Annotated in this window: 12 protein-coding genes and 1 pseudogene; 5 read left to right on the top strand and 8 right to left on the bottom strand. The window is 68.2% G+C overall.

The genetic code is table 11. The features are described from left to right. Nucleotides 1–222 precede the first annotated feature (222 nt). From QH195_RS27575 to QH195_RS27560, 4 genes and pseudogenes are all read right to left on the bottom strand, one after another. Nucleotides 223–921, bottom strand: a pseudogene (locus QH195_RS27575) (5-oxoprolinase/urea amidolyase family protein); the annotation flags it as partial. Then, nucleotides 918–1,535: an urea amidolyase associated protein UAAP2 gene (locus QH195_RS27570; RefSeq protein WP_280423570.1), complete on the bottom strand. Its 618-nt coding sequence runs from the start codon at nucleotides 1,533–1,535 to the stop codon at nucleotides 918–920. The gene QH195_RS27570 and the pseudogene QH195_RS27575, both read right to left, overlap by 4 nt. Then, nucleotides 1,532–2,299, bottom strand: coding sequence for a DUF1989 domain-containing protein (locus QH195_RS27565; RefSeq protein ID WP_280437543.1), 768 nt, complete (start codon nucleotides 2,297–2,299; stop codon nucleotides 1,532–1,534). Before QH195_RS27565 ends, QH195_RS27570 begins: the two co-directional genes overlap by 4 nt. 36 nt (nucleotides 2,300–2,335) lie before the next feature. Next, a complete protein-coding gene (locus QH195_RS27560; protein WP_280437542.1) occupies nucleotides 2,336–3,841 on the bottom strand; it encodes a sodium:solute symporter family protein in 1,506 nt (501 codons plus the stop codon). Nucleotides 3,842–4,287: 446 nt separating this feature from the next. Here QH195_RS27560 and QH195_RS27555 point away from each other — a divergent pair, with 446 nt between their 5' ends. Together QH195_RS27555 and QH195_RS27550 are read left to right on the top strand one after the other, a co-directional pair. Continuing rightward, on the top strand, nucleotides 4,288–4,953 hold the full coding sequence (locus QH195_RS27555) for a TetR/AcrR family transcriptional regulator (protein ID WP_280437541.1): 666 nt from the start codon (nucleotides 4,288–4,290) through the stop codon (nucleotides 4,951–4,953). A gap of 172 nt (nucleotides 4,954–5,125) precedes the next feature. Beyond that, nucleotides 5,126–5,914, top strand: coding sequence for an acyl-CoA thioesterase domain-containing protein (locus QH195_RS27550; protein ID WP_280437540.1), 789 nt, complete (start codon nucleotides 5,126–5,128; stop codon nucleotides 5,912–5,914). Nucleotides 5,915–5,921: 7 nt separating this feature from the next. Here the strand turns inward: QH195_RS27550 and QH195_RS27545 are convergent, their stop codons facing one another. Together QH195_RS27545 and QH195_RS27540 are read right to left on the bottom strand one after the other, a co-directional pair. Beyond that, nucleotides 5,922–6,389, bottom strand: coding sequence for a MarR family winged helix-turn-helix transcriptional regulator (locus QH195_RS27545; protein WP_280419824.1), 468 nt, complete (start codon nucleotides 6,387–6,389; stop codon nucleotides 5,922–5,924). A gap of 119 nt (nucleotides 6,390–6,508) precedes the next feature. After that, nucleotides 6,509–7,519, bottom strand: a complete 1,011-nt coding sequence (locus tag QH195_RS27540) for an NAD-dependent epimerase/dehydratase family protein (protein ID WP_280437539.1) — start codon at nucleotides 7,517–7,519, stop codon at nucleotides 6,509–6,511. Nucleotides 7,520–7,869: 350 nt separating this feature from the next. Between QH195_RS27540 and QH195_RS27535 the strand changes: the two genes are divergently transcribed. Beyond that, nucleotides 7,870–9,600 carry a BCCT family transporter gene (locus tag QH195_RS27535; RefSeq protein ID WP_280419822.1) on the top strand — a complete coding sequence of 577 codons (1,731 nt, stop codon included), beginning with the start codon at nucleotides 7,870–7,872 and terminating at the stop codon, nucleotides 9,598–9,600. Between the two features lie 43 nt (nucleotides 9,601–9,643). Here the strand turns inward: QH195_RS27535 and QH195_RS27530 are convergent, their stop codons facing one another. Continuing rightward, nucleotides 9,644–9,883, bottom strand: a complete 240-nt coding sequence (locus tag QH195_RS27530; RefSeq protein ID WP_280419821.1) for a DUF6374 family protein — start codon at nucleotides 9,881–9,883, stop codon at nucleotides 9,644–9,646. Between the two features lie 149 nt (nucleotides 9,884–10,032). After that, entirely contained in the window at nucleotides 10,033–10,311 is a 279-nt protein-coding gene (locus tag QH195_RS27525) for a hypothetical protein (protein ID WP_033244913.1), read from the bottom strand. A 230-nt stretch (nucleotides 10,312–10,541) separates the two neighbouring features. Between QH195_RS27525 and QH195_RS27520 the strand changes: the two genes are divergently transcribed. Continuing rightward, nucleotides 10,542–10,826: a hypothetical protein gene (locus QH195_RS27520; protein WP_280419826.1), complete on the top strand. Its 285-nt coding sequence runs from the start codon at nucleotides 10,542–10,544 to the stop codon at nucleotides 10,824–10,826. Between the two features lie 97 nt (nucleotides 10,827–10,923). After that, a complete protein-coding gene (locus QH195_RS27515) occupies nucleotides 10,924–12,375 on the top strand; it encodes a DUF1254 domain-containing protein (RefSeq protein WP_280437538.1) in 1,452 nt (483 codons plus the stop codon). The last annotated feature ends 26 nt before the right edge of the window (nucleotides 12,376–12,401 follow it).

Genomic DNA, 12,401 nt, shown 5'->3' with positions numbered 1-12,401 from the left:
GGATTGCCGAGGAAGAAGTGGTGCATCGAGCCGGTCCGCAGCTCACCGGAAAACGCATCGTCATCGATCCGGGTCTGGGGGGGGCCGCCCGGGGGCGGGGCGGGGCCCCCCCCGTGGGGGCGGGGGGAGTGGAGGGGATGGGGTGGGGTGTTTATCGGCGGCTTCCTGGCGGCCCGCGCGGCCGGGGGGCGGGGCCGGGGGGGGTTGGCCCCGTTTTTGCGGCACGCCGGTGCGGTCGGAGTTGAAATGCACTTCGTAGGCGGTGCTGTACAACGTGTCGATATAGGCGCGGGTGAAGAACTCCGGTGCGCCGTGCGGCCCCTCGGTGACGGCCAGCTGCCAGCTGCGGGTCAGTGCGGGTTGTTCACCGTCCGGAACGCCGCCCGCCGGCACGTCCGGGGCCGGGCCGAGCGGCAGGACATCGCCGGCCGCCAGGGCGCGACCGGCCACGCCGCCGAACCCGCCGAGGGTGAAAGTGGCGGCACTGCCCAGATATCCCGGTACCGTCACACCGCCGGAAACGAGCACATAGCAGCGCATTCCGGGCCCCTGCATCATCCCGATATCGAGCAGCTCGCCCGCCGGGACCAGGACCGGTCGCCACAGCGGCACCCGGCGACCCGCCACGGTCACTCCGACCGGTGCCCCGGTCACACAGACCCATGCCGGCTCGGCGAAACGCAGTGCCGGCCCGGCCATCGTGCATTCCAGTCCGGCCGCACCTTCGTCGTTGCCCAGCGCGCGGTTGCCCAACCGGAACGACAGATCGTCCATCGGACCCGACGGCGGCACGCCCACATGCCAGTAGCCGGTCCGGCCGGGCCAGTCCTGCACGGTGGTGAGCATTCCCGGTCGTTCCACCACCGCTTGCGGGGCGGGGGCCGGGTGCGGGGCCGGTTCGACTGCCGCCGGCGCGGTCATCGCGACACCACCATTCGCACCGGTGTCGGATCGAAACCGTTGCACGGGTTGTTGATCTGCGGGCAGTTCGACACCAGCACCAGCGTGTCGATCTCGGCGCGCAGCGAGACCGTCTTACCGGGCGCGGAGAGTCCGTCCACGATACCGAGGGTGCCGTCGGATTCCACCGGCACATTCATGAACCAGTTGATATTCGACACCAGATCCCGTTTACCCATACCCCATTTCGCGGCCTCGGCGAGGAAATTCTCCACGCAGGCGTGCTGGTGCCGGGTGTGGTGTCCGTAGCGCAGCGTATTCGATTCCTGGGAACAGGCCCCGGCGATGGTGTCGTGATTGCCGACCTCATCGGCGATCACCGTCATCAGCGCGGTTCCCGCATCGGTACGCAGCACACTGCCCGTGGTGAGGAAGATATTGCGCTGGGCACTGATCGTGGCCTGCGCGCTGTAGCGGTCGGTGTGATCGGCCGCGGAGTACAGCAGACAGTCCACGGCCTGATTGCCGTGCAGGTCGACGATATCGAGGCGGTCACCCGCCCGCACGATCGCCGACCACGGCGCGCACGCCGGCACGGTGTCGTCGAGGACAACGGTCGCGGTGGTGTTGCTCATACCCACTCCTGTCGGGTCCGGGCGGCCGACCAGGCCTCTTCGGTGTTCTGGACAGCCCGCAGATATTCCGGGTCGTTGTTCACGGTGGTGGTGTCGAGGGGGTCGCCGGGCCAGGCCACCAGGTCGAGTTCGGTGACCGGAGTGTCGTCGAGCGGATGCGCGGTATCGACCACCAGTACGGTCACCGGCAGGTGGATCAGCAGTTCGACATGGGCACCCGGCCCCGCGGAACCGTCGGCGGTCAGGCCGCCGTCGCCGCCGACCCGCATGCCGCGGAACAGCGACAGCGTCGCGCCGATATCGCGGGGTTCCAGCCCGTGCTTGGCGCCGGCGCGCTCCAGGAGCCGCCGCCCCTCACGGGTGGTGCCGCAGAGCGCGTCGTGGTGTCCGGATGTATCGGTGAGGACGGTGGCGAGCACCCGGCCCTGGTCCGACAGCAAGGGGTGGCCGGGGCGGAGGTAGGCCTGCCACGGCACTTTGACGGTATCGGCGATATTCAGCCGCTCCCACGGGGCCTCCGCGCGCAGCAGGAACAGATGCGCGCAGGCTGAACCGTGCGGATCGGACAACCGCAGCCGGGTGCCGCGGCCGAGCACCACACCGGTGTGGCCGCCGGGTGGCAGCCGGACAGTCCAGGTGGTGTCGGCGGGGCGAATTCCGGCGGGCAGGTCCGGGGTGGGCAGGCCGGCCGACCCCTGGGCGCGGGCGTGCGCGCGGGCGCCGGTGGTCGAGGCGGTGCTGGGCGTTTCCGGGGGAGGTGTCATCGTCTCTCCTTGCTCGTGGGTACGGGCGGGCACCGGTCACCCGGGCTGGTTGACGGGTTCCGGGGCGGGCAGTGGGGCCGGTGGCAGGACCGGGGCGGGGGATGTGCCGGTGGTGGTGCGGGCGCGCAGTCGTCCGGCCGCGAGGGTCGCCAGGAAGGCGACCAGTGAAGCCAGGAAGCCGAGGAAGGTCGGCCACCCGTCGAAGCCCGGTCCGACCAGCGAGTTGTCCAGATACAGCACGGTATTGGGCACCCCGTACATCGTGGGGGTGAGGACGAACAGCATCAGGCGCACGCCGAGCCCGGCGACCATCGCCGCCACGGCCGCCGCGGTGGTGACCCGCTGGGTGAGGTGGGCGGCTACGAACGGGACGATCAGTCCGGCCAGCATCAGGTCGAAGGCGAGGGTGAGCAGGATCCCGGTCTGCGGTACCTGGACCGCGAAGAAGATCGCCACCGCCGCCACCGGAATCATGGTGAGGCGGACATCGCGCAGCAGGGTGTCGCGGCCGGCGGTATCGGTGCGTTCGGTACGGCCGGCGATATTGCGGGTCGCCACGGCCGCTGTGCCGAGGATGGCGCCGTTGGCGGTGGAGCACGAGGCGGCGACGACGGCCGAAAGCACCAGAATCGCCAGCCCGGCCGGCGCGTGCTCGTCCAGCAGGGCCAGCAGGCGCGGGCCGCCGTCCGCGTCGACGATATCGGTGGTGGCCAGCGCGACCAGCGCATACGGAATACCCACCACGGCGGTACCGGCGGCGCCCGCGAAGCAGGCGCGGCGGGCGATCTCGGGGGAGCGGGCCGAGAAGATGCGCTGCATGAAATCGATGGCGACGATATCGCCGATACCCAGCGCGATCAGGGTGGCCCAGTTGATCGCCGCACCCTCGGACGTATTGCTCAACTGGCCGAGATCGAACGGCCCCATACCATCGGGGATATCGATGCCGTAGGTCGAGCCGACCCAGATCAGCAGCGCCAGTGAGCCGATCACCGTGATCACCATCTGGGCCAGCGCCGTGTAGGCGTCGCTGAACATGCCACCGGTGACGGTGTAGGTGAGCACGATCGCCACGATGAGCAGGACACCGGCGGTGTAGGGAACACCGAGGAAGCGCTCGAACAGGTAGCCGCCGGCCACCAGATTGCCGGCCAGCAGAATGCAGAAGCTGAAGATCATGAGGATCGAGGCGGCCAGTTCGACCCCGCGGCCGTATTTGATCTTGTAGAAATCGGGCAGCGTGAGCAGCTTCATCCGGTTCATCGGCTTCGCGAAGAAGATTCCGGTGAGCAACAGGCACAGTCCGAGGCCCAGTGGGAGCGAAGCGCCCGCCCAGAAACCCACCGACCCGGCCAGATCCGTATTACCCAGCGTGGCATTGGAATCCACCGCCTGACCCATCAGGCCCGCCGCCACCAGCGGTAGGCCCAGGGACCGTCCGGCCACGAGGAAGTTGACGCTGTCGCCGTCGACCTTGCGGGAAACCAGCAGGCCGATGCCGATTACCGCGAGCACGCTGACCGCGATTCCGAGAATGATCATGGCCGGTGGCCCTTCGTCCGACACGAATATCTGTCGGCTGAAAGTTTTCCCGCGCGGCGAGACGTGGTGGTGACGGCGATGTATCCGTATCGGTCGCGCGCGTAACGTCTGCGTTGCCGGTATTTCTGTCGAATGACAGAAATCCGGTATCGAGCAACCCGCTCCGGTGAGCGGCATCGTGGCAACTGCCACCCGGGGCGGCGCCACCCGTCGGCGTGGCGGCTACAGGTCGTCGGAACGGGTCGAGTCCGGCGCAAGTGCACCCCCGCCGGACCGCCACCTCGGTCCCGAACGCCACGCAGGTGTCCTGGGGGAGGTCGCGATACGAACGGGAGGGACCGCTCCGGCGGCTTCGCATGCCCGTGCCGGGGTGATCGTCGCAATGTGATGGTCTCGGACAAGGGGGTGCCCCCGGTGCGTGGTGCCGGTGGGCCGACAATGGATCCATGACCCAAGTCGGTCCGGGCAGGCCGCGTCTCGCACCGCGCCGCCGCCAGGGGCATACGCCGCGTGCCGAAATCCTCGATGCCGCGGCCGAACTGTTCACCACCAACGGCTACGGCAATACTTCCACCCGGGCGATCGCCGAAGCGGTGGGTATCCGGCAGGCCTCCCTTTATCACCATTTCGCGGCCAAGGACGATATTCTCGACGCCCTCCTCGGCGAGACCGTGGCCGCGGCGGCCGAACTCGCGGAGCGGCTGGGCGAAAGAGACGAGCCCGCCGCCGTCCGGCTGTACACGCTGGCACGCTTCGACATCGAGCAGTTGTGCGCCGCGCGCTGGAATATCGGGGCGCTGTACTTCCTGCCGGAGTTGCGCGGCGAGCGGTTCGCCCAGTTCCGCACCCGCCGCGACCGCTTGCGCGAAGGTTATGAGGCGTTGGCGGCGCGTGTTGTCGCCGAAACCGGAACCGGGGGGATCGCGGACGCCGCCGCCATACCGTTCCGGCTGGTGGAGACCGTGATCAATATCCGCTCCGACCAGGGTTCGGTACCGGGCGGCGCACAGCGAGCGATCGCGGAGGCGGTACTCCGGGTTCTCGGCTGGACCGGCGACGTTGCCGCGGTCGGCGCGGCGGCCGACGCTCTGGTGGGCACCGTGCGTGTGTAAAGCACGGGCGCGGAGGAGGGTCTCGCCCGACGCGAGGGCAACCCTCGCGTCCGCGCGCTGAGCGGTCGACCGTCACCGCTGTCGAGGTGGGCTACCCGGGAACCTCCCGGTACGGCGAAATTAGAACGTGTTGTAATTCTGGGGTGGGTTGCCCACGAGAGGAGTCGATACCGTGTTGGCGTTCTTCACCGAAGAGGGTGCGCATTTCCTGCCCACCCGGGTAGCCATATCCAGCTGGAGCCCCACCCAGGTCAGTGGGCCGGCCATCTGCGGATTGCTCGCCCGGGAACTGGAAACCCGCGCGCCGGGCGCGGAATTCGTCCCGGCCCGGCTCACCGTGGACCTGTTCAGCCCGGTGGCCGACGAGCCCACGACCGTGCGCAGCACGGTGGTCCGGGAGGGTAAGCGTATCTGCGTGGCCGATGCCGAACTGGTCCAGCGCGATGAGGTGCGTTCCCGTGCCACCGTGGTGTATCTGCGGACCGGCGAGGTACCGGCCGGGGAACTGTGGCAGCCCGGCCGCGAGCTGCCGGTGCCCGATCTCCCGGACGAATCCGAGGCGGGCGCGCACCCGCTGTTGAAGAGCGGCGACCAGGAGTGGACGCGCGATTTCGCCGCCAACCAGAACGCCGACCGCAAGGCCATCTGGCAGAACATGCTGCCGGTGGTTGCGGGTGAGCCGGTGACCCCGTTCCAGCGGGTGGCGATGGCCGGGGACGCGGCGAGTTTCATGACCAATTGGGGCAGCGCCGGTATCGGATACATCAATTCCGATGTGACCCTGACGCTCGCCCGGCTGCCCATCGGGCCCGGGATCGGGGTACTGGCGCAGGATCATGTGGCCGCCGGGGGAGTATCGGTGGGCACCGTGAGCCTCTACGACCGGAGTGGGCCGCTGGGAACGGCGGTGGTCACCGCCGTATCCAATGTGCGGCGGCAGGTCGATATGACGCGGTTCTGAGGGGTGGCTACCCGCGGGGTTCGGTATACGACGGGCGGGGCCAAGGCCGCGCTTCCTGTACTTCCAGATCGGTGTTGAATCGCTCGAGGTAGGCGGCGAAGGTCCGCAGGTCCTCCTCGCTCCAGCCGCTCAACACCCGGTCCAGGGCATTGACGTTGTAGTCGCGGTCGGCCCGCAGCCGGCGTTCCCCCTCGGCGGTGATCCGGAACTTGCGGGCCACCCCACCGGCCGGGTCGGGGATGCGTTCGGCCAGGCCGGCCTTCAGAATTGCCGCCGTCTGCCGGTGCACCGTGGAGGTGTCCAGCCCGAACGCCTCGCTCAACTCCCCGATGGACATCGGGCCCTCGATCCACAGCCGGCTCAGCACCAGGTACGCGCTGCGCTCCAGATGGTCGGGGCGGCGCAGATGCGCGTTGAGGCTGTGCCGCCCCAGCAGCATGGTCTCGAATTCGATCAGGCGGGTCGGCTTGTCCATGGCGGGTGTCCTGCTCGTGTGCTCATGCCGTGGTGGCCCGGCGGGCGTGGTTTGTATCCTACACATTTCTTGCATAATGCAAACGCGCACCTGTCCACGGGCCTTGCGCCGGCTCACCCCTAGGCGGTCGCACGCCGGCGGGCGCGGCGGTCGACGAAGAACCGGGCGGCGCGAGCGACGGCATCGAGCACCGGTTCCGGTTTCCAGCCGAGATCGCGGCCGGCTTTGCCGTGATCCATCCGCGACATCACATGCATCAGGTTCACCGAGGTCACCGTGAGACGGCTGTCGCGCCCGCCCATCCGCGCCGCCGTATCGGCGATACCTGCGGCGGCGTACAGGGCCGGCAGTGGAACGGCCAGGCGCGGCGGCTGCCGGTCCACCGCATGCGCGGCGGCGGTGAGCAGTTCCGCGCTGGTGAGAAAGCGGTCGGAGACGATATAACGTTCGCCGCAGCGTCCGTGCTCGCTCGCGAGCAACAGGGCGCGGGCGGCATCGGCGACCCCCACCGATTCCGAACCGGTCCCGGCGAACCGGAACGGCAGTTTGCCGAGCGCGGCGGCGGCCACGAAGGAGCCGTGCGGGGTGGGCTGCCAGTCGCCCGGCCCGTAGGTGTTGGCGACACACATCGCGACCGCCGGCAGGCCGCGCTCGCTCGCATAGCGCAACACCAGATCCTCGGCCTCGACCCGCGATCGGACGTAAGGCCCGCCCAGGCGCGGCCAGTTGAACGGCACGGTCTCGTCGACGATCGCGCCCGGCCGGTGTCCGATGGTGGCGGCGGAACTGGTGAATACGAAACGACGCAGGCCGGCGGCGGTGGCCGCATCGAGGACATGGCGCAGTCCGGCGACATTGGTCCGGAACAGCGGTTCGGGATCACGCAACCAGGCTCGGGTGTCCACCGCGCAGTGGTAGACCACATCGCAGTCGCGCATCGCGGTCCGGAGGGCGTCGTCGTCGAAAAGATCGCCGTAGTGGATGTCGAGAGGTAGGTCGGCGATCGGCCGGAGGTCGCTGGTATGCCGTACCAGGACGCGGACCGGAGTGCCGGTGGCGACCGATTGGCGGGTCACCTCCGATCCGAGGAACCCGGTCGCACCGATCACCAGTTTCACCGGATCCGTCATCGCGGTAGCCCTCCTCCGCGCTCGTGTGCCCGCCGCGTTCCGAGTTTCGCAAGCCCGGCGGTTCACCGCACGCGAAACCGGCCTATTGCACGGAAACTACTTCGGACAGATGTCCGTACACCCATCGGTAGAGCTGTTCGGACGCGTTGCGGCGACGTCCCGCGGTGGGCGCGAATCGGCCTCGGGACGTGTTCGATACATCGCCGGAGAGCGGGGGCGGTACGGTTTTTCCCGGTACATCCGTTCGGCGGCGCGGTTGCGAACGTCGGCGGGGACCGGAAAACGGCTGGTCCCCGTCGTGCGTGCGGCCGCAGCGCGGAGCGCACAGTGCGATCTGAAAGGACTAGTCCATGGTGATCGACACCGGCACGGACCCTGCTACGCCCGAGGGCGGCTTGCCGGGCTCTCCGGAAGGAAGACCCGCTTTGCGGCGGCGCGGGGTGGACTGGCTCATCTTCGGTATCACGTCTGTCGGCGCGATAGCCTTCGTGCTGTGGGGAGTCATAGACCAGGACAGCCTGGCGCGGGTGGCCTCCAATGCGCAGTCCTGGGTGATCACCAACACCGGGTGGCTCTTCGTTCTCGTCGCCACCTCGTTCGTCGTCTACGTGATCTGGCTCGCGCTCAGCCGCTACGGCAAGATCCCGCTGGGGGCCGATGACGAGACACCCGAATTCCGGACGGTGTCCTGGATCGCGATGATGTTCAGCGCCGGAATGGGGATCGGCCTGATGTTCTGGGGCGTCGCCGAGCCGCTGACCCATTTCACCTCCCCGCCGCCGGGCACCGCGGAGGCGGGGAGCCCACAGGCGAGCGAGGTCGCGCTGGCGACCACCCTGTTCCATTGGACCCTGCATCCGTGGGCGATCTACGCGGTCGCCGGGCTCGCCATCGCCTACGCCACCTTCCGCCGTGGCCGCTCGCAGCTGATCTCAGCGGTGTTCCGGCCGTTGCTCGGCCGGTACTCGGACGGCCTGGGCGGTAAGGCCATCGACATGATGGCGATTTTCGCGACCCTGTTCGGATCGGCAGCCTCGCTGGGGCTCGGTGCCCTGCAGATCGGTGCGGGACTCGAATTCAACGGCTATGTCGACGCCATCTCCAAACTGGGCCTGGTGCTGGTGATCACCGGGCTCACCGCGGCCTTCATCCTGTCCGCGGTGTCCGGTATCGCGCGTGGCATCCAGTGGCTGTCGAATATCAACATGGTGCTGGCGCTGGTGCTCGCGGCGTTCGTCTTCATCGCCGGGCCCACCCTGTTCATGCTGAATTTCCTGCCCACCGCCGTCGGCGACTACATTGCCGAACTGCCGACAATGGCCTCGCGCACCGGTATCGCCGGTGGTGCGGAGATGGAGGCGTGGCTGTCGAGCTGGACCATCTTCTACTGGGCGTGGTGGGTCTCCTGGACCCCCTTCGTCGGTATGTTCATCGCGCGGATCAGCCGGGGCCGGACCATCCGGCAGTTCGTGGCCGGGGTGCTGCTGGTGCCCAGCCTGGTGAGCCTGGTGTGGTTCGCCGTCTTCGGTGGCGCGGCGATCCGGCAGCAGACCGATACCGGCGATCTCACCGAGGCGGACGGTAGCGTGAACCCCGATTTCGCCCTGTTCCATCTCCTCGACGAGTACCCGATCACCTCGATCACGACAGTGCTGGTGATGATCCTGGTGGGTATCTTCTTCGTCTCCGGTGCGGACGCGGCGTCGATCGTGATGGGCACGCTTTCCGAACGCGGCAGTATCGAACCCTCCCGGCTGACGGTCATCTTCTGGGGGACGGCCACCGGTGCGGTCGCCGCGATCATGCTGGTGATCGCCGATTCGGACGATCTGGGCGGCGCGTTGACCGGGTTGCAGGCACTCACCACCGTGGTCGCCCTGCCGTTCATGATCGTCATGGTGATGATGTGTATCTCGCTGTACCGCGATGTGCGCACCGACCCGATCATCGTGCGGGCGAATCTCGGCGTGGAACTCGTGGAGGGCGCGGTCGTACAGGGTGTGGCCAAGCACGAGGGCGAGTTCGAGCTCGTCACCACGCCGATCGAAACGGCCGATGACGAACAGACCACCCGCGACTGATATCTACGCCGCACCCCGGTCCGCGTCCGCCGCGGGCCGGGGTTCAGCGTCGATGCCCCCGGAAGTCCAGGCAGGCCCGCCCCGCGGGCGCCGGGCGGGGGAGCCGCGGCGAGCTGTTCTGGGTGGCCTCGATATAGATGCTGAGGCCGGCGCTGAGCTTGCCGGCGAGGGCCTCGAGCTGGTCGGGCGAAAGGGACTCGCCGAAGGCCGCCGCGGCGAGGAGTCGTTCCCGTACCTGTTCGAGGTTGAGCCGGGCGAACGGGATGGGGGCGAGTTCGGGCATGCGGGCTACCGTACCCGAAATCGAACATACTTTCGATAGTGGATTCGCGGTGCTCCTTACGCGACGCACGCAGGGCGGCGATGCCGGCGAGCGGCCCTCCCCGGCCGGTGCGGCCGGGCGCCGTCCCGCAGACATCGCGAGGTGCGCCGTCAGCCGATGACGGCGTTCATGATGGTGCCCGCGCTGGTGGCGACCACCCCACCGATCATGGCTCCGGCCACCATCTTCGGTGATTCCATCGAACCGCCGGACCACTTCTCCCAGGCGAACTTGCCGCCTGCGTAGATGATTGCGGTAATACCGGCCAGCAAGACGAACCAGGTCAGGTACTGGACCATTTGCGTGATCTTGTCGGCCAGCGGGGGTGCTTCGGGCGTGGGGTTGCCGATTTGCGCCAGCAGCGTATCGGTGACGGCGGCCAGTATCATCTCGCAGCTCACTCTGTGTTCGGGGTGGGCGGGAACGCACACGCATCGTAACCGCTCGCCGGGGGTGATCGCAGTAATCCCGGTTCCCGGTGGGGATTCGGGGGCACCAGCGGTTATAGCGCGAAAGACGCTGAGCGGCAAGAAGTTGCGCCGGGCCCGGCATCGTCTGGATGATGGAGGCGGGGCCGCAGTGCCCGAACGTCAGAGCGAGGGAGCAGACGGTGAGCATCATGGCGGCGTCGATTGTCGACGCGGTATCGGTATACGCACAGGTCAGCGATCCCACTCCGGAGGCCCCACCGCTGGCCGACAAGATCATGCAGTTCGTGCAGTACGCAACGTGGCTGGCCATCCTGTCCGGCACGGTGAGCATCGTATTCGCCGGCGGTAAGTTCGCCTGGGAGAAATGGTCCGGGAGTTCGATGCAGTCACCGAAGATGGTGGCCGGAGCCATGATCGGTGGGGTGGTCGCCACCAGTGCCGGCACCATCATGAATACGGTGCTCGCCATCTGAGAACCGGGCACGCCGACCGTGGCGGCAACCGTTCGGCTAATCCTGGGCGTATCCTGCGTAGCAGTCCATCCGACAGCGATGAGCAGGGAGAATGCCCATGGGCGAGGCCCCGGCAGCGGTACCCGGTAACTCGCGGTCCTTCGCGGCGCCGCACCGGTTCCGGTTGTCCCGGCGTTCGCTGCTGGGTCTGATCGTGGCCACCGGGCTGGCGGCCTGCGGCCGCGGTGAGGACGGCGACACCGCGGTGGAACCGTCGGGTACCCCCGCCGAGCGGCGTGAAGTGGCCACCGACGCCTATGTTTTCGGTTATCCGCTGATGCTGATCGATACGATCCGCCGCCGGGCCCTGGAATACACCGCGGTCAACCGGTTCCAGCACACCTCCACACTTCCCGCGGCGAGCCAGCGCGCAGTGGTCCGGATCGATCTGGACAACCTGTACTCGGTGGCGTGGCTGGACCTACGCGAGGAACCGGTGTTGTTCGAAGTACCGCAGATCGAGGACCGCTACTGGGTGATGCAGGTCCTCGACGCCTGGTCCAATACCGCGTTCACCCCGACCAGCCTGCAACCCCATGCCGAACCCGGCGCCACGGCCCCGTTCGTCTACGCCGTCACCGGCCCCGGCTGGACGGGAACGCTGCCACCGGGCGCGGTCCAGCTACCCGTACCCACCGCGGATGCCTGGCTGTACGGGCGGATCGAGGTGCGCGGGCCGCAGGATGTTCCGGCAGTACGCGATATCCAGTCCCGCCTGCGGCTCGCCCCGCTGAGTGCCTGGACCACACCCGCTGCCGCCGAATCCGATTCGATCCCGGAGAATCAGGACTGGTCGGAATCGGCCGGGCTGGATGCCCTCGACGAGATGCCGGTCCGCGAATTCTTCGAGCGCATGTGTGAACTCATGGTGGACAATCCGCCCGCCGCCGACGACGAGCCCGCGATGCGGCGCTTCGCCACGATCGGTATCCGGCCCGGTGGCTCGCCGGAAGGCGTGAGTACCGGGGAACTCGCCGCCGGGGTCGACGCTGCCAAAGGCAAGATCACCGCGTATGTGGATCCGGGCAGTATCCTGCGCAACGGCTGGGTGCTGGACCTCGACATCGGGCGCTACGGTACGAACTATCTACTGCGGGCCGCGACTGCGAGGCGGGGAGTCGGCGCGAACCTGGCTGCGGTGGTGGTGTATCCGGCACTGTTCGACGAGGCCGACGACGACGGCACCCCGATCGAGTTCACCCTGCGATTCGAACCCGGTCAGGCGCCGCCGGTGGCCGCGTTCTGGTCGCTCACCGCCTACGGCAGCGACGGTTATCTGGTGCCGAACGAGGCAGATCTGCATACGGTGGGTCATCCGGTACCACCGGTGTTCGCACCCGACGGTGCACTCGAGTTCGCCGTTCAGGCCGCCGATCCCGGCCCGGGGGTGCCGCGCTCGAACTGGCTCCCGATCCCGGAGGGTGGTCAGTTCTCGCTGGTCATGCGACTGTACGAACCGGAGCAGCGGGTGCTGGACGCAGAGTGGTTCCCGCCTCCACTGGTGCCCTGATACACCGGCACTGTCGCGGAATCCGT

Source organism: Nocardia carnea, assembly GCF_029868855.1.
In the GTDB taxonomy this organism is placed as follows: Bacteria; Actinomycetota; Actinomycetes; order Mycobacteriales; family Mycobacteriaceae; genus Nocardia; species Nocardia carnea_A.
This window is presented reverse-complemented; position numbering and strand designations above follow the sequence as displayed.